The 24,586-nt window shown below is 63.2% G+C and carries 19 protein-coding genes and 2 pseudogenes; 9 read left to right on the top strand and 12 right to left on the bottom strand.

The window, feature by feature from the left end:
• Window positions 1–18 precede the first annotated feature (18 nt).
• From AB4097_RS09935 to AB4097_RS09925, 3 genes are read right to left on the bottom strand one after another with little or no spacing between them, the layout of a single operon-like run.
• Window positions 19–531, bottom strand: a complete 513-nt coding sequence (locus tag AB4097_RS09935) for a hypothetical protein (protein WP_442038974.1) — start codon at window positions 529–531, stop codon at window positions 19–21.
• Window positions 532–535: 4 nt separating this feature from the next.
• Window positions 536–1,756 carry an acetate/propionate family kinase gene (locus AB4097_RS09930; RefSeq protein ID WP_442038972.1) on the bottom strand — a complete coding sequence of 407 codons (1,221 nt, stop codon included), beginning with the start codon at window positions 1,754–1,756 and terminating at the stop codon, window positions 536–538.
• 3 nt (window positions 1,757–1,759) lie between these two features.
• Entirely contained in the window at window positions 1,760–2,737 is a 978-nt protein-coding gene (locus tag AB4097_RS09925) for a phosphate acetyltransferase (RefSeq protein WP_442038970.1), read from the bottom strand.
• Between the two features lie 905 nt (window positions 2,738–3,642).
• Between AB4097_RS09925 and AB4097_RS09920 the strand changes: the two genes are divergently transcribed.
• Entirely contained in the window at window positions 3,643–5,331 is a 1,689-nt protein-coding gene (locus AB4097_RS09920) for an FAD-dependent oxidoreductase (RefSeq protein ID WP_442038968.1), read from the top strand.
• A 39-nt stretch (window positions 5,332–5,370) separates the two neighbouring features.
• Here AB4097_RS09920 and AB4097_RS09915 read toward each other — a convergent pair whose 3' ends face one another.
• The 5 genes from AB4097_RS09915 to AB4097_RS09895 form a co-directional block, all read right to left on the bottom strand.
• The gene (locus AB4097_RS09915) at window positions 5,371–5,550 is read right to left on the bottom strand and encodes a hypothetical protein (RefSeq protein ID WP_442038966.1); all 180 of its coding nucleotides are present in this window, start codon (window positions 5,548–5,550) and stop codon (window positions 5,371–5,373) included.
• Window positions 5,551–5,568: 18 nt separating this feature from the next.
• Window positions 5,569–6,864 carry an epoxide hydrolase family protein gene (locus AB4097_RS09910; RefSeq protein WP_442038964.1) on the bottom strand — a complete coding sequence of 432 codons (1,296 nt, stop codon included), beginning with the start codon at window positions 6,862–6,864 and terminating at the stop codon, window positions 5,569–5,571.
• 462 nt (window positions 6,865–7,326) lie between these two features.
• Window positions 7,327–7,788 (bottom strand): glutelin, encoded by a 462-nt coding sequence (locus AB4097_RS09905; RefSeq protein WP_442038962.1) that lies wholly within the window; start codon window positions 7,786–7,788, stop codon window positions 7,327–7,329.
• 206 nt (window positions 7,789–7,994) lie between these two features.
• Window positions 7,995–8,378: a hypothetical protein gene (locus tag AB4097_RS09900; protein WP_442038955.1), complete on the bottom strand. Its 384-nt coding sequence runs from the start codon at window positions 8,376–8,378 to the stop codon at window positions 7,995–7,997.
• A 537-nt stretch (window positions 8,379–8,915) separates the two neighbouring features.
• Window positions 8,916–9,203: a DUF3303 domain-containing protein gene (locus tag AB4097_RS09895; RefSeq protein WP_442038948.1), complete on the bottom strand. Its 288-nt coding sequence runs from the start codon at window positions 9,201–9,203 to the stop codon at window positions 8,916–8,918.
• 273 nt (window positions 9,204–9,476) lie between these two features.
• On the opposite strand from AB4097_RS09895, the gene AB4097_RS09890 reads away from it, so the two are divergent.
• The 5 genes from AB4097_RS09890 (at window position 9,477) to AB4097_RS09870 (ending at window position 16,596) form a co-directional block, all read left to right on the top strand.
• On the top strand, window positions 9,477–10,871 hold the full coding sequence (locus AB4097_RS09890) for a selenium-binding family protein (RefSeq protein WP_442038946.1): 1,395 nt from the start codon (window positions 9,477–9,479) through the stop codon (window positions 10,869–10,871).
• Between the two features lie 31 nt (window positions 10,872–10,902).
• Window positions 10,903–11,541 (top strand): hypothetical protein, encoded by a 639-nt coding sequence (locus AB4097_RS09885; protein ID WP_442038944.1) that lies wholly within the window; start codon window positions 10,903–10,905, stop codon window positions 11,539–11,541.
• Window positions 11,542–11,644: 103 nt separating this feature from the next.
• The gene (locus tag AB4097_RS09880) at window positions 11,645–12,532 is read left to right on the top strand and encodes a GntR family transcriptional regulator (protein ID WP_442038942.1); all 888 of its coding nucleotides are present in this window, start codon (window positions 11,645–11,647) and stop codon (window positions 12,530–12,532) included.
• 243 nt (window positions 12,533–12,775) lie between these two features.
• Window positions 12,776–15,511: an aconitate hydratase AcnA gene (gene acnA / locus AB4097_RS09875; protein WP_442038940.1), complete on the top strand. Its 2,736-nt coding sequence runs from the start codon at window positions 12,776–12,778 to the stop codon at window positions 15,509–15,511.
• Window positions 15,512–15,675: 164 nt separating this feature from the next.
• Window positions 15,676–16,596 (top strand): Bug family tripartite tricarboxylate transporter substrate binding protein, encoded by a 921-nt coding sequence (locus AB4097_RS09870; RefSeq protein WP_442039068.1) that lies wholly within the window; start codon window positions 15,676–15,678, stop codon window positions 16,594–16,596.
• Between the two features lie 188 nt (window positions 16,597–16,784).
• Here AB4097_RS09870 and AB4097_RS09865 read toward each other — a convergent pair whose 3' ends face one another.
• Both AB4097_RS09865 and AB4097_RS09860 read right to left on the bottom strand, forming a co-directional pair.
• Complete coding sequence (locus tag AB4097_RS09865) at window positions 16,785–18,017, bottom strand: anion transporter (RefSeq protein ID WP_442038938.1); 1,233 nt, start codon at window positions 18,015–18,017, stop codon at window positions 16,785–16,787.
• A gap of 299 nt (window positions 18,018–18,316) precedes the next feature.
• Window positions 18,317–18,619, bottom strand: a pseudogene (locus tag AB4097_RS09860) (STAS domain-containing protein); the annotation flags it as partial.
• A 197-nt stretch (window positions 18,620–18,816) separates the two neighbouring features.
• Between AB4097_RS09860 and AB4097_RS09855 the strand changes: the two are divergent.
• The 3 genes and pseudogenes from AB4097_RS09855 to AB4097_RS09845 all read left to right on the top strand — a co-directional run bounded on the left by AB4097_RS09855 (window position 18,817) and on the right by AB4097_RS09845 (window position 22,796).
• Window positions 18,817–20,821 (top strand): annotated as a pseudogene (locus tag AB4097_RS09855) (BCCT family transporter).
• A gap of 144 nt (window positions 20,822–20,965) precedes the next feature.
• Window positions 20,966–22,294: a DUF2254 domain-containing protein gene (locus AB4097_RS09850; protein WP_442038936.1), complete on the top strand. Its 1,329-nt coding sequence runs from the start codon at window positions 20,966–20,968 to the stop codon at window positions 22,292–22,294.
• On the top strand, window positions 22,284–22,796 hold the full coding sequence (locus AB4097_RS09845; RefSeq protein WP_442038934.1) for a DUF421 domain-containing protein: 513 nt from the start codon (window positions 22,284–22,286) through the stop codon (window positions 22,794–22,796). The genes AB4097_RS09850 and AB4097_RS09845 overlap by 11 nt, the downstream gene beginning before the upstream one ends.
• A 319-nt stretch (window positions 22,797–23,115) precedes the next feature.
• On the opposite strand, the gene AB4097_RS09840 is transcribed toward AB4097_RS09845, so the two are convergent.
• A complete protein-coding gene (locus tag AB4097_RS09840) occupies window positions 23,116–23,895 on the bottom strand; it encodes an STAS/SEC14 domain-containing protein (RefSeq protein ID WP_442038932.1) in 780 nt (259 codons plus the stop codon).
• Between the two features lie 257 nt (window positions 23,896–24,152).
• Window positions 24,153–24,317, bottom strand: coding sequence for a hypothetical protein (locus AB4097_RS09835; RefSeq protein ID WP_442038930.1), 165 nt, complete (start codon window positions 24,315–24,317; stop codon window positions 24,153–24,155).
• Window positions 24,318–24,586: the final 269 nt, after the last annotated feature.

The following is a 24,586-nucleotide window of genomic DNA, read 5'->3' as shown; positions in this document are numbered from 1 at the left end:
AGAGATCTCAGGCTAAAGTCATCGCTTGGTTTCCCCCCACTTGAGGAAGAAGCCGACATCGCCCGGCATTCCGCCTGGCCATTCGATAATCATTGCGTTCAGCTTGAAACCTGCATCCCGGAGCTGGTCACGCCATAACTCGTAGGCCTGACGCGGGCGTCCGGTCAGGGTTTCCGGCCATGTCGGATCTGCATTGTTGATCGCCCGTCCTTGGTCTGTGCACAGGACATTGGGAAAGCGCATGACCATCAACTCGGTCTGACCGCGCTCAGCCGCCGCCCGCAGCTTCGCCTTCAGCGGCATGAGGATGTCCCGCAACGCCTCAGGTGTCAGGGCAAGCGGTTGAGACAGGCGCTTGACCAGGTCTTGCCGAGCCTTCTCGGCCCGATCCATGCCCTCGACCGACTTGCCGGCCTTCGCCATCTGCATCTCGGTCATGTAATTGCGCAGATCGGCCGCTGACATGAAAGTCTCGTCCCCAAGCTCCTGCCCGGCCGGTCCTGTTTCCGATGCGGTTCTCACTGTCTCCATGGCGTCAATCTCCCTGGTTACGATGCGGATCTGGATAAGACGGGCCAAGCACGCTGCGCGTCTGGCGGGCGATCACAAGTTCCTCGTTGGTTGGAATGACCCAGGCGGCGGGGCCGGATCCGGCGGAGACCCGCGGGCCGCCGGCGCGGTTCGCCACCTCATCGAGGCTGAGACCGGCCCATGCAAGGCCGGCAATCACCTCGGCGCGCGTCGCCACGTCGTTCTCGCCAATCCCGCCCGTGAACACGAGCCCGTCGAGCCCGCCGAGCGCCGCTACGAGGGAGCCAATCTCGCGCTGGATACGGTAGACGAAGAGATCAATGGCACGCCTGGCGTCCGGGTCACTGCCAGCCTTGGAACGCAGAACCCGCATGTCGTTCGACAAGCCGGACACCCCGAGAAGACCGGACTTGGTGTAGAGCACGCGCTCGGCTTCCTCTGGGCTGAGCTTCATCTCCCGCAGCATGAAGAAGACGACCCCTGCATCGACGGCGCCGCAGCGGGTGCCCATCGGCAGCCCGTCGAGGGCCGAAAAGCCCATCGTTGTGGCGATGCTCGCTGCCTTATGAAGAGCGCAGAGGCTCGCACCGTTGCCGAGATGCGCGACGATCACCCGTCCCTTCGCGAGGCGTGGATCGTTGTCCTGCAGCACGGACGAGATGTAATCGTAGGACAGTCCATGAAAGCCATAGCGTCGCACGCCGCGCTCCCGCATCTCGCGCGGCAGCGCGAACAAGGTCGCAATGTCGGACTGGGATTGGTGGAAGGCGGTATCGAAGCAGGCAACCTGCGGCATCCCGGGCAGGCGCCGGCGGACGATCCGGATCGGCTCCAGGTTGTGCGGCTGATGCAGGGGCGCAAGCGGCACCAGCGCCTCCAGGGTCTCGATCACGGCGTCGTTGACAAGCACTGGGCCGGAGAAGGCCTCGCCGCCATGAACAACCCGATGCCCGATGGCCACGGGCCTGCGCTCGTCCCGAAACTGGCTCAGCCACGCCACGAGGTGCATCAGCGCCTCCTCGTGCCCGACCTGCTCACCTGCGTCCCATGTTCGCTCCTCGAGGATCCTGCCATCGTTCGCCTTGACGACGAAGTGTGCACCGCCGCCCAGACCTTCGTAGAGCCCTTTCCAGACGAGCAGCGGCTCAGCGGTGTCAACCACGTCGTAAACCTGGAACTTCAGGCTCGACGAGCCGGCGTTGAGGACGATGAGGACCGGCATCATGGCTTAGATCTCCGGAAGGCCGAGTTGCTTGCGCTGCGCATCGGCCACAAGGGATGCGACGGCGCATGAGGCCAAGCGCGTGATCGTCGAATCCGCCCGGCTGGTGAGGATGATCGGTACCCGCGCCCCGAGCACGATGCCGGCAGCATCCGCGTCGGCCAGGAAAGTCAGGCTCTTGGCGAGCATGTTGCCGGCTTCGAGATCCGGCACGACGAGCACGTTGGCCTGCCCGGCAACCGGCGACTGGATCTTCTTGATCGTCGCCGCGCCGAGATCGATGGCGTTATCGAGCGCCAGAGGTCCATCCACGAGGGCGCCTGTGATCTGGCCGCGGTCGGCCATCTTGCACAGGGCAGCGGCCTCGATGGTCGAGGGCACCTTTGGGTTGACCGTTTCCATCGCCGACAGAATCGCCACTCGCACCGGATCGACCCGCATCGCCCGGGCGAGGTCGATGGCGTTTTGGACGATGTGGACCTTATCCTCCAGCGTTGGCGCGATGTTGACCGCCGCATCGGTGATGATGAGCGTCGTCTCGTGATTGGGAACGTCCATGACGAAGCAGTGGCTGATCCGGCGCGCCGTCCGCAGGCCACCGTCACGGCTGACCACCGCTCCCATGAGCTCGTCCGTATGCAGGCTCCCCTTCATCAGCGCCTCGGCTTCACCGGCCCGAACGAGCTCGACGGCCTTCGCAGCGGCCGCGTGGCTGTGGGGAGCGTCAACGATGCGGAGCGTGGCAGCCGTCTTGCCGAGCGCCTGCGCGGCGGCCGTTATCTTGGCCTGCGGTCCGACGAGGATCGGCTCGATCAGGCCGAGGTCTGTGGCCTCGAACACCGCACTCAGCGAGGCCGCATCGCACGGATGCGCCACCGCAACCTTCAACCTCGGCAGAGATCGAGCGGCCGCCACGAGCCGGTCGTATTTCGCGTGCGGGCGCGTTGGTTGAGAAGTGCTCTGAGCTGATGTCGCAACAGTCATAGCCGCCTCTGCTCCTTATCTGATGGCTAGCCGCCATAGCGGCTGCCGGAACGTTGTCCGGTGTGTCGGCAATCGCAGCTTTGCCGGCCTCACCCAGTTTGGACTTCACCAAGCATACTGCTTGACCGATTGGGCCAGTATCTTGACGATTTGGGACGAGGAGATGCGCCCCCTCCCATGAAGGCCATGATTGGACTGCTACCGCCTCACTCCGAGAGCGTTTTGACTTTTCGCAAGCTGATTGGGAGTTCTTAGGAATTCAGCTGAGGAGGCGAACCGGTGCCGCATATGGCTGTGCTGTACGGATCAATCGGCGAGCGCGCCCGCTGAATCGGCGATCGGTCGCAGAAGCGGTCAATCAGCGTGACTGCACTCTTTCTAAACAAGCCCTGGCTCTTGGGATCGTCGTCCTATCATCATCCGTAACACGGCGCTCTCGCGCCGTGCAGGCGCAAATTGCGTGGGATTCTAAAGACTGGGCAAGACGAACCGCGATGGATCTAGGTTTAGGCCTATTATGGTCGAACGCGTTGCAAGAAGGGATCCTCAAGCCAAGCATTAGATTGCCAAAGCGCCGCATCGCCTCTGAGCAGATAGCCGGTTTCGCTGCAGAGTTTATCGACCGCTATGTCACCCAGAATCGGATAGTGGCAGAGACATCCTGCCTTCTGAATCGAGAGTTCCTGCCTTTCTGGGTTTCTAGTCGATCGCGGAAGTATGCAAGCGAAACGTGATAGCTCTGCTCAACCGGGTCCACGAAAGTGGCTCAGCCATCAAGCCATTAGTCGAGAGACATCTATAACCGGGGGTCCTGTTCAGGGCAGGCATCAAGGGTTAGGCTGCGCCACAGGACCTCAACGGAAGAGCGATTCACGCTCTACGCTCTGAGCCAGATGGCCGAAACCATGTCGCAATCCGCTACGCTCGCTGCCCGTCGAGATCAGATGTTTCCCACTCTGCCGCCGGACGACGTCGCCCGGATGGGCCGTTTCGGCGAAGCGGCATTCTTTGCCGCGGGCGAGCGCATTGTTGAAGCCGGAGACATCTCACCAGGACTTATCGTGGTCGTATCCGGCAAGGTCGAGGTCAGCCAGGACGCCGGCGGCGGCAGGCGCGAGACCATCGTCGTCCATGGCCCCGGCAGTTTCGCAGGCGAGCTGGCGCAACTCTCCGAACGTCCCTCGCTCGTGACGGCCGAGGCCATCGAGCCAGTAGCCGCGGTCGTCATTCCCTCGCGGCGGTTGCGCGACCTGATGGTACAGGAGGCCAGCCTCGGCGAGCGAGTCATGCGGGCGCTTATCCTGCGTCGGGTAGGCCTTCTGGAAAGCGGCGGTAGCGGACCGATCATCATCGGGCATCAGGACAGCGTCGATCTGTTGCGCCTGCAAGGATTCCTTGCCCGAAGCGGTCATCCGCACCGCGTACTCGATGCCGACACGGATTCCTGCGCCAGAATCCTCGTCGAGCGGTTCCACGTGGACCGCCACTACCTGCCGATCGTGCTGTGTCCCAATGGCAAGCTCCTGCTCAATCCGGGAGAGCGTGACCTCGCACGCTGCCTCGGTCTGGTGATGTCGATTGATGAGTCGAAGCTCTATGACGTCGCCATCATCGGGGCTGGCCCTGCCGGCCTAGCGGCTGCCGTCTACGCGGCCTCGGAAGGCCTGTCGGTCCTCGTGCTCGATTGCCGGGCCTTCGGCGGACAGGCCGGCGCCTCCGCCCGCATCGAGAACTATCTTGGGTTTCCGACCGGGATCTCCGGCATGGCCTTGATGGCGCGGGCCTACAACCAGGCGCAGAAGTTCGGCGTGGAGATGGCCATCCCTGACGAGGCAAAGCATCTGAGTATCACGGCGGTCGAGACCGGCCAGCATTTTCGCCTCGAGACGAGCGGCGATGAAGCGATCCAGACCCGAGCGGTGATTGTGGCCAGCGGCGCCCGCTACCGCCGCCTCGACATGTCCAACCTCGCACAATTCGAAGGATCGTCGGTTCACTACTGGGCGTCCCCCATCGAGGCGCGGCTCTGCACCGGCCAAGAGGTCGCCCTGGTGGGAGCCGGCAATTCGGCCGGACAGGCGGCCGTCTTTCTGGCGAGCCACGTCAAGACGGTGTGGCTTCTCGTGCGCGGTGCAAGCTTGGACCCCAGTATGTCGCGCTATTTGATAGAGCGCATCAAGGCTCAGCCCAATATCAATGTCGTAACCGAGACGACGGTCACGGCGCTGGACGGCCCGGAAGGCAATCTCGAAGTAGTCCGCTGGTGCAACCGCATGGGAGAAGAAACGGCACGCCCGATCCGCCACCTGTTTCTGTTCATCGGTGCCGATCCCAATACCGACTGGCTCGCGCACAGCGACATAACCCTCGATGGGAAAGGGTTCATCCAAACCGGAGTTGCGGCAGGAAAGGAGCGGCATCCGCTGGAGACCAGCCGCAGCGGCGTCTTCGCGATAGGCGACGTGCGTTCAGGCTCTGTCAAGCGAGTGGCGGCCGCCGTCGGAGAAGGCGCCCAGGTCGTGGCGGCGTTGCACGCATACTTGGCCAGGAACGATCGGCACCCGAATGTGCCGCAGGTGATGAGGATTATTTGATGGACGGTCGATGTAGCCACCCAGCGACGATCCGTGACGTCACACCCAGCGCCCACCGAACGACGTGTTCGTACTCGGGCCGATTGCGCGCAAATCGGATGCCGCTCCTGGGCTGGATTGTGCCTCTGCCGAACCCATCATGGCGAGTTCGGCGGAGGCGACCGTGATGGCAGCAGCGCTCCGGAAGCGGCGGCGATCCTGATCGATCTCTTCGGACATTGATCGACCTCCGTTCCATCAGTGCAGCGGCTTGAACGCAGTCCTCAATTCCTGCACGAAGAGGTCCGGCTGCTCCCAGGCCGCGAAGTGCCCGCCTTTGTCGAGACGATTGTAGTGGATCAGCTTGGGAAAAGCCTTCTCGGCCCAACTGCGCGGCGCGGCGTAGATCTCATCCGGGAAGACGCTCACAGCAACCGGAATAGCAATGTGCTTCGGGGCGAAGAAGGCGAGCTTGTTCTCCCAATACAGACGAGCCGAAGAGACTGCCGTGTTCGTCAGCCAGTAGAGCGTGACGTTGTCGAGGATGTCGTCGCGCGTCAGACCCTCTGATTTGCCATCGAAGACCCGAGCAATGAGCTCGTAACTGCGGATGTCGTGATCGAGCATCCAGGCGGCAAGACCAATGGGTGAGTCCTCGATCCCGTAGAGTGTCTGCGGGCGATTGCTCATCTCCTGGGCATAGGCCAGACCATGCTTGTAGAAATAATCGAGCTGATCGTAGGCATGTTTCTCGTCGGCTGAGAGCCCCGCCGGCGCCGGATCGCCGAATTGAAGCGCCTTGGCAATCTCGTCGGGCACGGTGGCAGCCATGTTGGTGTGAATGGCGAGCAGTTCGGGAGGCGCCTGCACGGCCATCTGCTCCGAGACGGCATCACCCCAATCGCCTCCTTGCGCCACGAACCGCGTGTAGCCGAGGCGCTTCATGAGTTCGACCCAGGTGCGGGCGATGTGCTGCGGGTCCCAACCGGGGGCCGTTGGTTGCCCCGAAAACCCGTGGCCCGGCAACGATGGAATGACCACATCGAAGGCGTCCGATGCACTGCCGCCATGGGTCGTCGGATCGGTCAGCGGCTCGACGACCTTCAACTGCTCGATGATCGAGCCGGGCCACCCGTGCGTGATGATGACCGGCAACGCATTCGGCTGAGGCGAGCGAACGTGGATGAAGTGAATGTCCAGACCGTCGATGTTCGTCATGAACTGCGGCAGGGCGTTCAGCCTCGCCTCGACGTTGCGCCAGTCGTAATCAGTTCCCCAATAGCGCGCGAGGGCCTGCATGGTCGCAAGCTGCACGCCTTGCGTCGGATCCTGAACCGTCTCCTGCTTCGGCCACTTGGTTGCGGCAATGCGGCGACGAAGGTCGCTGAGCGCCTCGTCGGGGATGTTGACGCGGAAGGGGCGGATGGCGGTGTCAACATTCGCCGTGCTCGATGGAGCGGACTGCGCCGCCAAAGGCATGGGGGCCAGACCGACGGCGAATACGACTGCCGATGCGACAAGCAACATTCCGGCTGAAGTGATAAGATAGGACATCGTCATTCTCCTTCGGGGTAGAGGAAACCACGCGGTACAGGAGCGACGTCGACAAAGGTGTCGATCAAAAGCGGCTCATCGGGGAGCCCAGGGCCAACGCGGGACTTGAACGCATGCGAACAGAATACGCTTTCCAGCCCGAGTGACAAGCGAAGCACTGGCCGGGGCGCCCATCGCAAACGTCCATGAGGTGTCCCGCGACGCTCGCGGCAAAGGTCCACAGGCGGCAAACGGAGTCTTCACGCAAGTCCGTGTGAATGCCCGCTTCACCTGTTTTTCAAGAAGTTGGGCTCAGGTCCGCTTACTCATGCAGGTTCTGTGAGGGCGCGTATCTTCCTGAACCTAATAGGGGCCAAAAGTGGACGTCACGTTTGGGATACACTCGATGTTCCGCATCCTGGTTGGTGGCTCCAGTCTCCATGACGAAGGCGTCGGCGCGAGGTTGGAATCGAGACTGCCGGATCACGGTACCGCCAACTGTCGCTTGATCGCTCGCTTGATCCATGCGTCCCGCGGCATCCCAGCCCCGGCCGCCGCCTGCTCTACCTGGTGAAGCACCGTTGGCATCAAGGGCACGTCAACGAGAACATCCAACTCCTGTTGGCCCGTCTGCCCGTAGGCGAGCCCCGTCACCTGCCGGGCGAACCGCCGAACCCGGTCGGCCTTCTGCGAGTCAGAGAGGCTGGCGTCGTTTGCGACAAGCGGGCAATAGGCGCCAACAAGATGGTCAACGACGAGCGCCGGTTTGAGACCATCCCTGCGCAGGTCGGCGACTAACTCCCCGACGCGGGGGCCGGCTGTCGGGTTCGTTGCGTCTGAATACAGACCACTCAGGGAGGGCGTATTCCTCGGCGCATCGGTCGTCACGGTCTCCGGGCAGGTAAAGGCGGCTGCGGCGGTGGTCGGTCGTACGAATGACGCCATGAGCCCGCCTCCGCAGGCGAAGACCAGAAGCAGGACAGGTCTCACGACCATCACATTCTCCCTCGAATGCATCATTACGATGGAACCCGGTAAGCCATCTTGCTAAGGAACCGGGCGAGCAAAATCGTGCTCGAAGATTGTCGATGGCCGCTCGTGCGGTCCCCACTCGCGATAGAATGGCCTCGCATTCGAGCGCAAAAAACGGCTTACCAGAAACCTGGACCCCACGGCCCAAAATCGAAGGCGTTCTGGTTCATCATTGCGGTCATCTGCTGCTCGTCGGCCAGTTGCTTGGCAAAGACGGCGGCACGATAACTCGACCATGCTGCCTGGTTGCCGAAATAGACGCACTGGCACCCGGCAGGATCGGCATAGACATAGACTACCGTCCCACCCGAAGTCTGGCGAACGAACTTGTTCGGCGGAAGCTTCTTCATGGCGGCAATTCGTGCCGGCGAATTGGCTGGCTGCAGCGTGAATCCGGCCGCCGCGAGCAGATCTTCCTTGTTCTGAACCGCCTGTTGCGAGGTTTGGCACCCGGCCAGGACAAGACTGACGGCGCCAAGCGCCAGTATCGATGGAAATTGCATTGTTTCTCTCCAGGTGGCTGGGGATCGCGACGGGAACGTCTCCATCCGAGTCAACAGCCTCCAGCAAAAGTGAGCGCTCAGCTTGACAGGACGGGACACCGACTTGACCAAATGGGCCAGAGAGACCGGCAAGGACCGGGACCAGGAGGCACGACCTGATGCTGACACCCACACGCCACCCCCGACACTGCGAGACGATGCTCGGCTCATCCCCAAGGTGTTCGACCCGATATCTGCAGCGCTTGTACTCGTCGTGCTTTATGAGATCGGCCTCCGATCCGCGCCGGCGCACGCCCGGGGCAAATCTCAACGAGTGTCCCTTGTTCTTCACAAGATGAAGCCAATGACTGGAATTGCGAAAGTGCGCCCGTGTCGACCCTGGAGCGCATGGGAGCGACGTCCGAATTGCACCTTGGATGGGCGCTGTCGGTCACGGATCCCGGCGGCAAAGAGGCACGATCCGGGCCCGTAGACTGAGTCATAGACCGTGCCGTTCGAATGCCGAAGGATGTTCGCAGCGGGCCCCTCGCGAGAGCCTCAGATAGAGGAGCTGGCCGGCATCTGCCTGGCCAGTTCGAGGCCCTGCTTGGCCGTCATCGCCGGCATGACGGTGAGGTCGACAACATCATCCCAGTCCACGATAGCTGCCATGAGTGAAGCAACGTTATCGAATTCCTCTATAGCGAAGACGGCGATCTCGGTGGGCATAGGCCAATACTCGGCGATCATCCGCATGGCCATGGGGTATCCCCAGCTCATCCGGCGGGTGATCCGTTCCTTGCCCCTGCTTGCGGCCTTTGGCTTGCCAATGACGACAAACAACATGGAACCCTCACTTTCACGGCAGTTCCATCTCTTGGCGGATTAAGGACCGCCGAGCCAGACCATCTTACGCCATCCTGAGGCACATGGAGAAATTCGTTCTTTGCAGGCCGGTCGATCGGTGAACATCTGGAACGGGTTAGGAGACGTTTCAATCGGCGTATCAGCTGATGAGGCAGGAGGCGACACAAGCGGGAGGATCGGATATGATGCCGAGGCCTGCATAAGAACAAAGACATTTGCCGTCGACCTGAGGGGGCGATCAGGGAGGGTGTCGTGACGCGTTGGCAGCCCGATCCGAGTTTTTATCCATCCCCGCGCCTGGCCGAGAAGGCCCCACCCGAGACGCTGGCCTATGTGGCCATGTTCGATCCGGACCGGCAGCAGCCCGACGGCATCGCCGTCGTTGATCTCAACCCGGCCTCGCCATCCTATGCCCAGATCATCGGCTCTGTGGCCATGCCCAACACGGGTGACGAACTGCACCATTTCGGGTGGAATGCGTGTTCCTCTTGTCTTTGTCCCAACATGCCTCACCCGCATGTGGAGCGGCGCTACCTTGTGGTGCCGGGCCTGCGCTCGTCGCGCATTCACATCCTCGACACCAAGCCTGACCCGCGCAATCCCACTATCGTCAAGGTGATCGAGCCTGAGGTGATCGCCGAACGGACCGGCTACACCCGGCCGCACACGATCCATTGTGGACCGGACGGGATTTACGTTACGGCCCTCGGCAGTGCGGAGGGCGCGGCGCCCGGCGGCATCTTCATCATGGACCACGAGACTTTCGAACCGCTCGGTCGCTGGGAGGTCGAGCGGGGTCCGCAACAACTGGCCTATGACGGCTGGTGGCATCTGGGCTACGACACGCTGGTCACCAGCGAATGGGGCACACCTGACACCTTCGAGAACGGCCTGGTGCCCGAGATCCTACTCGGCTCGCGCTATGGCCGGCGCCTGCATTTCTGGGATCTGCTGAAGCGCAAGCACCTGCAGGAGATCGATTTCGGCGAGGAGCATCAACTCGTGTTCGAGCTTCGGCCGGCGCACGATCCGACGAAGGCCTACGGGTTCGTCAATTGCGTGATCAGCCTGAAGGATCTCTCCTCCTCGATCTGGACCTGGTATCGTGAAGGCAATCAGTGGGCGGTCAAAAAGATCATCACGATCCCGGCCGAACCCGCAAGCCCGGATGACCTCCCGGACATGCTGAAGGGCTTCGGCGCGGTGCCGCCGCTCGTGACCGATATCGACCTATCCATGGATGACAGGTTTCTCTACGTGTCCTGCTGGGGCACGGGCGATCTCCAGCAATACGATGTGTCCGACCCGTTGAACCCCAAGCTCACCGGCAAGGTGCGGATCGGTGGGATCATGTCCCGCGCCTCTCATCCCAAGGCGAGGAACGGGCATCTGACGGGCGGGCCGCAGATGGTCGAGATCAGCCGGGACGGACGGCGGGTGTACTTCACCAACTCGCTCTACGGCTCCATCGACCAGCAGTTCTACCATCGCGGCTTCGAGGGCTGGATGGTGAAGCTGAATGCGGATCCGGACGGCGGCATCGCGTTCGATGAGGACTTCTTCATCGAGTGGCCCAACGGACACCGGCCGCACCAGATCCGACTCGAAGGCGGCGATTGCTCCTCCGACTCCTATTGCTACCCGTAACGGGCGCCACGTTGTTGGCGAGCGACATGGAATGTCTACGGTCTCGTCCACCCTCTGGCCATGGCTGGCTCTCGCGGGGCTCGGTGCATTCCACGGCCTGAACCCTGCCATGGGCTGGCTGTTTGCCGTCGCGCTAGGCCTTCATCGGCGGAGTCGGGGACTTGTGGTTCTGGCCCTTGCCCCCATCGCCTTCGGCCATGCTGTCGCGGTGAGCGCCGTTCTGCTGGTCGTGATCGTCTTCGGAACGGTCGTGGACGCGACGTTCCTCGGCCGCGGTGCCGGAATCCTCCTGATAGCCTTGGCGGCCACACATGCTCTTTCCCGCCATCGCATCCCGCACCGCATCGGGATGCAGACCGGCTTGGCGGGTCTGGCCGTGTGGTCTTTCATGATGGCCAGTGCTCATGGGGCCGGCTTCATGCTGATCCCTGCACTCCTGTCATTGTGCGTTTCGCCAGGCATGGGCGGCGAACTTGCCGCTTCGACCTCTCTGCCGATCTCTTTTGCGGCACTCGCTGTTCACACGGGAGCGATGCTGGTGATGATCGGCACGGTCAGTCTTTTCGTCTATGACAAAGGACTTGCGTTCCTCAGACGAGGCTGGGTCAACCTCGATACTCTCTGGAGCGTTGCCTTGGCCGGAGGCGGCATCGTTCTTTTGGCAGGATGATATCGGGGTCCCGACACACAATCACCGAAAGGTAAGGGCTGTACAAGGATTGGCCCATGGCTACATTCCGACGCGCAGCAGCATATCCGATCGAGGTTCAAAGATGGCCCGGCCCAGTCTCTCGCCCCAGATGACCGCCCGCATCATCGAGCACATCCGCGAGAACAATCTGGCCCGCGGCCATCACCTGCCGACCCAGACGCTGGCCGACGCGCTTCGGGTGTCCCGCGCCCCTATCGCTGCGGCCCTGAAGCGCTTGGAGGAGTTGAAGATCGTCCGGTCGGAGCCGTATCGCGGCTATTTCCTTGCCAAAGATGCCAGCGAGCTTGCCAGAGAGGGCACGCCGAGCCTCGCTGAAAAGGAGCCCGAGGACGACCTCTATTTCCAGATCGCCGAGGATCGCCTGTCCGGCAAGCTGGCCGACCGCATCAGCGAGAACGAACTGATGAGGCTCTACGGCATCCCACGGAGTCGCCTGCTCAAGATCCTGCACCGGATCGCCGAGGAGGGTTGGGTCGAGCGACTTCCTGGTAATGGCTGGGAATTCCGTGCCGGACTAACGTCTCGGGAGGGATATGAGCAGGCCTACCAATTCCGTGCAGCTATCGAGTCTCAGGCCTTGCTGCTCCCGACGTTCCGGATCGATCCGAAGGCGTTCCGCGCTGCCCGGGAAGAGCAGCAGGCCATCCTGGATGGCGGCTTCGAGCGCATGTCACGCACCCACCTGTTCCAGGCCAACTCGCAATTCCATGAGATGCTGGTCGGGTGCTCGCAGAACGAGTTCTTCGTGGACGCCGTCCGCCGGGTGAACCGCCTGCGCCGGCTGATCGAGTACCGGATCACCGTCGACCGCAGCCGCCTCCCTCTGCAATCGCGTGAGCACCTTCACATTCTCGATCTTATCGAGGCGGGGGATCGACAGAGGGCAGCCGAGTTCCTTCGCGCTCATATTCTCGGCGCCAGCGCAATCAAGAGCCCGCAACTGACCTGAGTCCCGAATGGCAGGTCCTCCCACGGGGCTTGGCAGACGATGGGTAGATATGCATCTCGGTGACATTGCATTTTATAACTATAGTATGCATTGTATTTTATAATCACATTATTTAATATATCTGTCTTGAGCGTGCATCCGTGTCCTAGGCGCCGGCGGGGCCCACGCCTGACCCATGCCAGTGAGTGCGCTGAGCGGGCCGAATGCTCCGCTCCCGCTGTTTCCAATCAAAACCGTGCAGCCATGCCCCAAACCGCCGACATGACGATCACCGGACGCCGCCATCGCATTGTTGACCTTCCTGCGGCGGCCAGCGGTGACCTCAACCGGCTACCGCACATCCTTCGGATCATGCTGGAAAATGTCCTGCGCAATGCGAGTGAGGACGCTCCGCACGCCAAGGCGGCCATCCTGAACTGGCTGGAGACTGGGCGCAGCGAGGAGGAGATCCCGTTCCTGCCCGGTCGCGTCATGATGCATGACACCACCTGTGGCCCGGCCCTTGTGGACATCGCCGGCATGCGCGCGTCGCTCGCCGAGGCGGGCTACGATCCGCGCCGGCTCAATCCCGTGCTGCCCGTCGACGTCTCGACCGACCATTCCCTCGGCGTCGACGTGTTCGGCTCGCCTGATGCCCTCCGCCGCAACATGGAGCGCGAGTACGGGCGCAATGCCGAGCGCTACCGCTTCATGAAATGGGCCACGCGGACTCTGACCGGGTTCCGCGTCCATCCACCCGGCACCGGCATCATGCACACGCTCAACCTCGAGCGCCTGGCGACCGTGGTGACGATTGCCGAACGGGACGGCGAGTCATGGGCCATGCCCGATACCCTGATCGGCACCGACAGCCACACCCCCATGATCAACGGCATCGGCGTGCTCGGCTGGGGCGTGGGCGGACTGGAGGCCGAGAGCGTCTTCTTCGGCATGCCGGCAATGATCCGCGTGCCGGACATTGTAGGCGTGCGACTGACAGGGCGCCTGCGCCAGGGCGTTCTCGCCACCGATCTCGCGCTCACGGTGACGGAGCGCCTGCGCCGGATCGATCTCGCGGATCGCTTCGTCGAGTTCTACGGCGAAGGTGTCTCGACCCTCTCTGCCGGTGACAGGTCCGTCATTGCCAACATGACACCGGAGTTCGGCGCCAATTCCGGCTTCTTCCCCATCGACGACCAGACGCTGCGTTATCTTCGCGAGACGGGCCGCTCCATCGAGCATGTTCGCCTCGTCGATGAATACGCGAAGCGCCAGGGTCTCTGGTTCGATCCGAAGGCCGCGCCCCGCTTTACGAGCACGGTCGAAATCGACCTCGACGAGGTCGAGGTCAGCCTTGCCGGCCCTCGCCGTCCGCAGGATCGCATCCCGGCTGGAAGAACCGTCGAGGCGCTTGCGCCGATGCTGGAGGCCCGACCCGCGCCGACATCTGCCCATCAGCCGGGCAACGGCGCCGTGGCCATCGCGGCGATCACGAGTTGCACCAACACCACCGATCCCAGGCTCCTGGTCGCCGCGGGCCTTCTCGCCCGCAAGGCGCGTCGCTTCGGCCTCACGCCGCCCGCCTGGGTAAAAACCTCGCTCGCTCCCGGATCGCCGACGGCCGAGCGCTATCTGCGTCGCGCGGGTCTGCTGGAGGATTTGGAGGCGGTGGGATTCGGCATCGTCGGCTATGGCTGCACCACCTGCATCGGCAATTCAGGCCCGCTGCCTCCGATCATCGAGCAGGCCATGGCCGAGCGTGGCATCGTTCCCGTGGCCGTGCTGTCGGGCAACCGCAACTTTCCGGGGCGGGTGCATCCGCAGCTCGAAGCGGGCTTCCTGGCCTCGCCGCCGCTCGTCGTCGCCTTCGCGCTGGCGGGCGACGTCAATCGCGACATCCTCGCCGATCCCATCGCCCGAACATCGTCGGGCGAGACAATCCGGCTTGCCGATCTCTGGCCGACCGGCGACGAGATCGACGCGGCCTTGGCAACGGCCATCGACACCCGCGATTACGGCCCTTCCTACGACGAGGCCGAGGCGAGCGAGACGTGGCGGATCCTCGATGCCCCGGCCACGCCCCTGTTTCCTTGGGATCCCGGCTCGACCTATATCCGCCGCCCGCCTTTCGCAGGTTTCGGCAAAGGCACGCTTTTAGGTACCTATGCGGCTCATCCGCTGCTCGTGCTGGGTGACGACATCACCACCGACCACATCTCCCCGGCGGGGCAGATCCCGCGAACGGGCGAGGCCGCCGAGTATCTGATCGCCCGTGGGGAGAGCGCTCGCGACCTGAACGTCTTTGCCTCCAGGCGCGGCAATTGGGAGGCGATGGTCCGAGGCCTCTTCACCAACAAGTCCGTGCGCAACCTTCTCGATCCGCAGATCGCGCCGGGCTTCACGATCCATGTGGGCTCGGGAGAGCAGCTGCCCCTGTTCCGCGCAGCCGAACGCTATGCCGACGAGGGAGCCTCCGTGATCGTCGTGGCGGGCGAGCGTTACGGAATGGGTTCGTCCCGTGACTGGGCCGCCAAGGGCGTTGCCCTGCTCGGCGCCCGCGCCGTGCTGGCGTCGAGCTTCGAGCGCATCCATCGCTCGAATCTGATCGGCATGGGGGTCCTGCCCTTGCGCCTTCCGGCCGATCGGCATCCCACCCGCCTTCATCTCCGGCCGGGCGACAGCATCGTCATCGATGCCGATCCCGCCCGGATCAGCCCGCGCTGCCCTGTGCCCGTCACGATCCGCAGGGTGTCGGGCGAGACCGAAACCTTCATCGCCACCGCCGCCATCGAGACGAACCTCGAGGTCGAGATCCTTCGCGGCCGCGGCATCATTCCCCTCATTCTGCATCGCGTCACCAACGCGGAGGCCACAAGCCGCGAGACGCGGGACCAGGAATTCACCGAAACCGGTGAAAGCTCACGGCGAACAACATCGCCGGCTAGCGCATCGTGCGGAAAAGTGGATCCGGTTTTCCGCGTCAACGATGCGCCAGACTAAGGAATAAGCATCGGATGGATCCCAAAAGTGGAATCCACTTTTGGGTCCGATGCTGCAGCGGACGCTGACCGACATCTCGGTCGGCGCTCATCATCTCACGCAACCCAAGGGAGGAAATCGTGAGCCACTTGACCAGACTGATCCGCGGCGCCGCCTTCGCGGCCATGACGCTCGTCGCGTCATCCGCCTTAGCGCAGCAGGAACTCAAGATCATCGCGCCCGCCGGACCCGGCGGCGGATGGGACGCCGCCGCGCGCTCGCTTCAGCAGGTGCTGACGCAGACCGGAGCCGCCAAGAGCGCGCAGGTGGTCAACGTTACCGGCGCGGGCGGCACCATCGGCCTCGCCCAGTTCGTCAACACGGCCAAGGGCGATTCCAGCCAGCTCATGGTCAACGGCATCACCATGCTCGGCGCCATCCTGACCAACAAGTCGCCGGTGAGCCTCGACCAGGTGACGCCGATCGCGCGCCTGACGGGCGACCCGCTCGTGATCGTCGTGCCGGCCACCTCCCCGATCAAATCGGTCAAGGACTTGGCCGATGCGGTAAAGGCTGACCCTGCCAAGGTCACGTGGGCCGGCGGCTCCGCGGGCGGCGCCGATCACATGCTGGCGGCCCTGTTCACGAAGGCCTCAGGCTCCGATCCGGCGAAGGTGAACTACATCGCCTTCTCGGGCGGCGGCGAGGCTCTCGCGGCCATGCTCGGCGGCAAGGTCACGGCGGGCGTGTCCGGCTACGGCGAGTTCGAGAGCCAGATCAAGGCCGGCAAGCTCCGCGCGCTCGCTATCTCGTTCGGCCAGCGCATGAGCGGTGTCGATGTCCCGACCCTCAAGGAGCAGGGCATGGACGTCGAGATCGTGAACTGGCGCGCCGTCATGGCCGGTCCCGACATCACCGCCGAACAGCGCAAGACGCTCACCGACACGATCGAGAAGGTCGTGAAGTCGAAGGAATGGGCCGAGATCCTCAAGGCGCGCGGCTGGGAGGACTATTACCTCGCCGGCGAGCCGTTCAAGGCCTTCATCAAGGACGAGCAGAACCGGGTCGGCGATATCCTGAAATCGGTCGGACTCGTGAAGTCCTGAGTCAACCGGGGAGTTCGCAATGCGGGCTCCCCCTCTTCCCGCGACGTGGTCGAGGTAGACATGCTCCTCAGCTTTGCGTGCGATCCTCTAGAGCATCGAACGCAAAAGTGGGAACCGGTTTTGCGTGGAAAGATGCGAAAACCAAACGATTAGAGTATCGACGTGAGTTCGAGTTCACGTCCGATACTCTAAAGCCCTGAGATGCCCGAAAGCCACCACGCGCCTACCGCGAGGGTCATCAGCGTCACCGGCAATCCAATGCGCAGGTAGGTGCCGAACCCGATCTCGACACCCACCACACGTGCCTTCTCGGCCACGATCAGGTTGGCGACCGAACCTACCAGCGTGAGGTTGCCGGCCAGCGTCGAAGCCATGGCGATCACCAGCCAGAGCCGTTGCTCCTCGGCAAGTCCCTGGATAAACGGCTTGAGCACGAGCACGGCCGGGACATTGCTGACCAGGTTCGACAGACCGGCCGTGACGCCGGTGAGAACCCAGGTATCGGCCAGTTGCAGACGGCGCACGGCTTCGATCACATCAGGGGTCAGCAGGGCCTTCTCGGCTCCCGCGACCACGATGAACAAGCCGGCGAACATGAGCAGCAAGGGACCGTCGATTTCGCGGTAGACCTTGCCCGGCTTCACTTGGCGCGTCACGAGCAACAGCGCCGCTCCGGAAACGGCCGCCTTTGCGACCGGGATCTCGGCGAAGAAGGCGACCACCACCCCGATGGTGACAAGGATGGCCTTGGCCATCTGCGGTTTGTGGATCCGAGACGGCTTCGGCTCCGCGGTAATTGCCTTCGGGCTCCGGAATTCGCTCGAGCACAGGATCCTGATCAGCCCGAAGACGAGGAGGAGGCCAATGACCGCCACGGGCGTGAGATTGGCCGCGAAGACCGCATACGGGATCTGGGAGATCACCCCGACAATCATGTTCTGCGGATTGCCGGTGATCGTCGCGACGCTGCCCACGTTAGAGCTCATCGCCACGGCCAAGAGATAGGGAACGGGATTGCGTCCAAGACGTCTCGTCACATCCAGGACCAGCGGCGCCATCACGAGACACACCGCATCGTTGACGAGGAAGGCCGAGAAGACGCCCGTGGTCAGAACGATCACGAAGAGAAGCACCAGAGGCGAGTGGGCGTGGGTGATAGCCCAGCCGTTCACCAGGCGAAAGAACCCCGACAGCTTCAGGTGCGCCACGATGATCATCATGCCGAGGAGCAACGTGATCGTGTCGAGATCGATCGCGCGATAGGCCTCCTCGGGTTTGAGCACTCCGGCTGCGAGCATGCAGGCAGCCCCGAGCAGGGCAATGCCGGCCCGGTCGAGCCGAAGTCCGGGGATGCGCCCAAGCGCCACGCCGCCATAGGTCAGGATGAAGATGGCCGCAGCGGCCAAGGCTTGCGTATCCATCATCGGATCCTGCCCGGGGCAGCCTTTATCCCATGGGAGCCCTCTCCTGAGGCTGCATCGGGGGCAAAGCCTTTCATCTCGGGCATCATGGCCCAGAACACGCCATGTCGATCTCCTCGGGATGCGCTGTTCTTGAATGAGCCAAGGACGCGAAAGAGGGAACCGCCGAGGTCGGTGTCCGTTCCCGCTTGGACTCGCGGCATCCCATGACGCCCACCAGTGACTTCCTTAGCACGGCAGCGCTCCGGATCGGGAGGGGCTCAGGAGCCAGGTCGGGGTGTCCTATGCGCGGCAAAGCCTCAGTGGCCAAAGACCTTTTCCATGGCTCCCGGCTCATTGTGAACGGCAAGCTTGTCCATGATGGTCGTGCTGGCCTCGTTGAGGCCGACAACCTCGACCTCTATACCTTCGCGGCGGAACTTCAGGACGGCACGATCGACCGCGTTGACGCCGGTGAGGCCCCAGATGTGGGCCCGGCTGACGTCGATGCGCACTCGCTGCACAGGCTCCGTGAAGTCGAACGCCGCCATGAAAGCGTCGGCCGAGGCAAAGAAGAGCTGCCCTTCGACGAGGTACTCGCGCTCTTGACCGTCGGCCGCCAAGTTCGTGATTTCACGAAGAGACTCATTTGGACGACCTTCGTTTTGAAAGACATCATCGATCGATTGAAACCTCTTGACAGGGAACTCTTCTGGCTTGGCCGTCTTCTACCTGGATCAGGAGCTTGGGTATTCAGGAGAGCGATGCTCACGCTCCGGAAAGAGCTGCGGCGGGGGACGGAGCATCCAAGGGTTGCCGCATGTTCAAGCGCTTCATCATCAACCCACCGGTCTTCTTCGGTGCCGTCGGTGTCATCGGCGTCTTCCTTGCCATCGGGATTGTTGCGCCGGATCGCGCCAGCCAAGTCTTCAAGGACTTGCAGTCTGCTATTCTCAACAGCTTCGGGTGGCTCTATCTCCTCGTCGTCGGCATCTTCCTGGCTACCGTGCTGCTCCTCTGCCTGGGACGTTACGGCCGGCTGAGGCTCGGGCCGGACGAGTCCACGCCCGACTTCAGGTTCACCTCCTGGATCGCCATGCTGTTTGCCGCCGGCATGGGCATAGGCCTCATGTTCTACGCCGTGGGCGAGCCGATGACCCACTTCATGACACCGCCAACTGCCCCGCCGCGCTCGGTCGCGGCGATGCGGGAAGCCATGTCCGTCACATTCTTTCACTGGGGCATCCATGCCTGGGCTATCTGTGCCGTGGTCGGCCTGTCGCTGGCGTATTTCGGCTACCGCTACAACCTGCCGCTGACGATCCGGTCCGGTCTCTACCCCGCTCCTCAAGGAGCGCATCGACGGTCCCATCGGTCACGCCGTCGACATCTTCGCCATCGTCGGCACCATGTTTGGCATCGCCACCTCCCTTGGCGTTGGCGTCTCCCAGATCAACGCCGGCCTCAACTATCTTCTCGGCAGCCCCATCGGCATCGGGGTCCAACTCCCCCTGATCGCTGCCATCAAGGCCTTGGCCACGGTGTCAGTCGTCACCGGCCTCGACAAGGTGGGCCGCATCCTCTCCGAGATCAATCTGGTCGTGGCGATCCTGCTGATGCTCCTCGTCCTGGTGGTCGGACCGACGGCGCTGCTGTTTCGCGACTTCGTGCAGAACCTGGGCCTTTATCTCGACACGCGGCTGCTGCGCACCTTCAACATCTATGCCTATGAGCCGACGCCCTGGATCGATGCCTGGACGCTCTTCTACTGGGCATGGTGGATTTCCTGGTCCCCCTTCGACGGCATGTTCATCGCCCGCATCTCGCGCGGACGCACCGTGCGCGAGTTCGTCACGGCCGTGCCGTTCATCCCGGCCGGTTTCACCTTTTTCTGGATGACCGTGTTCGGCAACACCGCGATCTTCGTGGATACCGGCACGGCAGCCGGTGCCCTAGTCACGGCGGTCGCCGACGACGTGTCGGTCGGCCTCTTCAAGTTCTTCGAGTATCTGCCGTTCTCAGGCCTCACCTCCACCTTGGCCGTGCTCCTGGTCGGAATCTTCTTCATCACGTCCGCGGATTCCGGCTCGCTGGTCGTCGACTCCATTGCCGCAGGCGGCGAGACCGAAACAACCACCGGCCAGTGCGTCTTCTGGTGCGGGCTCGAAGGCATTGTGGCGGCCAGCCTGCTCCTGGCCGGCGGGCTCAGCGCCCTGCAATCGGCGACCGTGGCCAGCGCTCTGCCCTTCACCTTCGTCATGCTGGCGCTCGTCTGGTCGCTCCTGGTCGGCATGCGGGCGGATCTCGCCCAGCAGGAGGCCCACGCCGCCAGGACGAACATTCCCTCCGCCCAGCCCGCCGCAGGTCTCACCTGGCAGCGCCGCCTCGCCCTCATCCTCCATGCTCTCACCGAGGCCGAAGTCGGCGCGTTCATCGCCACCCACGTGCCTCCGGCGCTCGACCAGGTCGCGCGCGAGTTGAGCGCGCGCGGACGCCCCTCGTCCGTGGCCGAGGAGGATCGGGGTGCGATCGCCCTGCGCTCACCCGCTGAAGGTGTGCGCGACTTCATCTATGGCGTCAGCCGCAGCGCCCAGCCCATGGCCACCCTCTCACCTCTTGACGTCGGCAAGCCGGAATACCGCTACGAGGCCCGCACCTACTTTTCCAGCGGCGGTCGCGGCTGCGACATCATGGGCCTGCACCGTGACCAGATCATCGCGGACGTTCTCGTCCAGTTCGAGCGCTATCTCCTGCTCGTCCAATCGCCAGCGATGCAACTCCTTCACGGCGCGCCGGAACATGAGCCGGATCCACCCTCCCAGTGACTGCCGTCGCGGCCAAGGCGTCGAGCGGGCAGCCCCAGGGACGGCCCGGAACGTCCTCTCCGGACGTCAGACCCGTGCGCCCGCCTGACATGACATCGACGAAGGCACGATGGATCCAGCCGGGGCAACCGGGGTTGTCAGGACATGGAGCGCATCCGGAACATCATGGTCCTTCTTCGCGGACAACTCTGGATCCTCCCCTTGATCCTGAGTCTTCTCGCGCTCGGCTTGGCCTATTGGGTTCTGACGTTCGGTCCCTCGCTGCTCGAAGACTGGGGCGACGGGGAGCTTTGGTGGATCTATGGGGGTGATGCGAGCAGCGCCCGCGGCCTCCTGTCGAGCCTGCTGTCCGGCCTGATGACCATGTTCTCGCTCGTGGTCTCCGTCACCTTCGTCATCCTGACGCTCGCGGCGAACCAGCTCGGTCCCCGCCTGGTCCCCACTTTCATGGGCGACCGGCAGATCCAAGCCGTGATCGGCCTGTTCCTCGGCACCATCCTGTATGTTCTGGTCGTGTTGCGCAGTCTCAATGAGACGCTTGGGAACGAGGGCGTGCCACATGCCGCCGTGACGATCGGCAGCGTCCTCACGGTGATATGCCTCTTCGCTCTGTTGTTCTACGTCCACAAGGTCGCCCGTGCCATCGTGGCCGACAATATCGTGGCACGGGTAGCACATGACCTGCGTGGCAATGTCCGCGGCATGCTCCCGGAGACGGGTGAAAGCGATGACGCCATGCCGGACGATATCCCACCGAAGGCCGGTACCGTGTCGTTGGGGCGAAGCGGCTACATCCAGGTGATCGACTACGACAGGCTCGTATCGGTGGCCTGCCGAGAGCGTGCCCTCCTCGAGGTGAAGGTGCGGGCGGGACACTTCGTCCTGGCAGGCGGGGAACATGTGGTCGTCCATGCGGCACGGCCCCTGGGCATCGATGCCGTCGAAGCGGTCAGGGACGCCGTCGTGGTCGGCGAGGAGCGCAGCCCGGCCCAGGATCTGGAGCACGGCCTGCGCCAGCTCGTCGAGATCGGCCTGCGGGCGCTGTCGCCCGGCATCAACGATCCGCACACGGCCGTGGCCGTGGTGGACCGCCTCGGCGCAGCCTTTGAGGAAATATTCCAGCGTGTCCTCCCGCCAAGCTTGCTTCCTGACCAGGAGGGTGTGATCCGGGTGATTGCGCGTCGCTCCGACGTGCAGGGCCTCGTCGATGCGGCCTTCGATCCGCTTCGGCAGGCCGGACAGGAAATCCCGGCCGTCCTGATCCGCATGGCGGATGTCCTGGGGCAGCTTGCGTCCATTCTCCGGCGCCAGGATACTCAGGATGCGGTGGTCCAACATCTCGGCAAGTTGGCCGAGACCGCCGAGGCGGCGCGGCTTGCCCCATGCGACCGGGCCGCAGTCCTCTTGCGGGTCGAGCGGGCCAGGATCGCCACCTCGACTCGCGCGAAGGAGGCAAGGATTCATGTTCTTTGACTCATGGGCCGGGCTGGAACGTGTCCTCGTCGTCGGCACGCTGGCCTATATCGCCCTCGTGGCGATCCTGCGGATCTCGGGCAAGCGTACGCTGACCAAGCTGAATGCTTTCGACCTCGTGGTCACGGTGGCGCTGGGTTCAATCCTTGCCACCGTGCTGCTCAGCAAGTCGGTCGCCCTGGTTGAAGGCATGCTGGCGATGGTACTCCTGGTGTTCCTACAATTTGCGATCACGTGGCTGTCCGTCCACTCACGCAGCTTCCAGAATCTGGTGAAGAGCGAACCGACCCTGATCATGCACCAGGGCAGATTTCTGGATGGCGCGATGCGGACGCAGCGGATCACCCGTGAGGAGGTCATGGCGGCCCTGCGCTCCAGCGGAATCGTAGACGCCACCGATGTGGCGGCCGTCGTCCTGGAGACGGATGGCACCTTTGCCATCATCAATGCGTCGGACCATGATGCGGACGCGTCGACCCTGGCCACCGTCCGCAAGGCATAGCGGCTCTCGCGTCTGGAAGTGCTGCCCTATCATGCACTGCTCCGGATGATCGCTGTCCGGCCCCTTGCCTCCGCTGCCTGAATTGGCATGCAGCATCTCGACCTGGACGCGATGAATGGCACCGGCCACGCTGGCGGCGCTGGTCCTGGAGGAGTTCCCTCATCTTCCACGGCCCCATGACCGTCTATGCGCAGAGAAAAAGGACCCCGATGAGATCGAAAGCAGACGGCATGGGAGAATTCACGACAGCGACCGGGGGTAATGCCCGGGCTGTCGATTGGTTTGGTTTCCCTTGTGCGTTCTTTCGTTCGCTCTCGCCTCACGCAGGATTTGCGATCCGTGGCTCGGCTTCCAGCCAGCGCCAAGCCTCGTCCTCCTGGGCGAACTCGAAATGGCGGGTCTCGATGCGAGCCACAGGCGCGGTCCATTCGGTCAGGGTGGTCATCCACGTCGGGCCGCCGACCAGGGCGTAGCGCTCGATCTGGCGCCAGCCCCGCATCTTCACAGAAGTCAGCCCATCCTCGCGCAGGGCCTCAAGCGTGACGCCATCGAACTTAACGATCCGGACAAACACGCGCAACCGTTCATGAGCGCCTAACTCCCGCTCGAAAGTCCCGACCAGAACATGCATATCGTCCCGATGGATGCGTCCGTTCACCTCGAACGCGATCACGTCGGGCTTGTTCGTCTCGATCAGGCGGACCGAGGGCGATGCCTGTGCCGCGTCGGGCACACCGGCTGCAATCGGCCGGTTCGCCCAGGCCAGAGCCTCGTCTCGCTCACCGGGCGCGAAGGTGCGGATCTCGATCTGAGGCAGGATGCGGCCTTGCAGCTCGACGATCCAGCGCACCCACTCCTGCTCGGTCACCACTGCCATTCGGGCGAAATGGCGCAGGTGGCGCAGCCCGTAGCCGAGATCCCGAACGAACGCGCCCGGCGTCATACCCGACATGGCAATCTCGACATAGACCGCGATGCGCTCCTGCCGGGCCAGGGCCTCCTCGACCGCGGAGATGCCGCGCTCAATGTCACCCCTGTCGACATGGCCGCTCACCCGCATCGCCACTACGTGTTCGGAAGTGGGTAGGATCTCCAGCATGGCAGCATCCTTTGGAAAGCAAGGCGGGCAAGCAATGCTATATTTTACTCTCTCGGAAATGACGGGACTAGAGCATCGTCCGGAAAAGTGGCCCCGGTTTTCCGGCCCGAACGATGCTCTCATTAAAAGAGGAAGCATCGGACCCAAAAGTGCGAGTCCACTTTTGGGTCCGATGCTTTAGCGCCATATTCGCATCACTCCCGTTCGTCAGTCGGCGACAGGAACTGTCACAGCCGAGGACAGGATCAGGAGCTCTCTCATGGCGTTCGTCCTGCCTGCATCGCGCCGTTATCGAGACGAGGCACCCGGTAGTCCCTGAGAATAGCATCCGCGTCCGCACGTCGCCGGGCAAGCGCCGCATCGACCTCCTGACGTAATGCCTCGTCCTCCTTGCGCGCTGCCATGGAGATATCGAACACCATAGAGAGCTGCGGCCCATCGAAGATCGGTCGCACAGGCGTCACTCTGAACGCAATGCCCTCGCGCTCGGCGAAGTAGCCCCGAGAGGTCCCCCAACGACGGCCACATCGATCTCTCCCGCGGGCTGGCGGATTGGGCTCGCTGTAGTCGCCGTCGATCATATAACCAAGCGGAAACCTTGCTATGAGTCACTGCTGGTGGGAGCATGGTTGCTGAAGTCTATCAGCGGCAACTGAGGCAGCTGCGGCGCTGTGATATGGGACTTGGATGC

Source organism: Microvirga sp. 2MCAF35 (assembly GCF_052115545.1).
Lineage (GTDB): Bacteria > Pseudomonadota > Alphaproteobacteria > Rhizobiales > Beijerinckiaceae > Microvirga.
The sequence above is the reverse complement of the archived record's forward strand: the minus strand, read 5'-3'. Positions and strand labels throughout refer to the sequence as shown.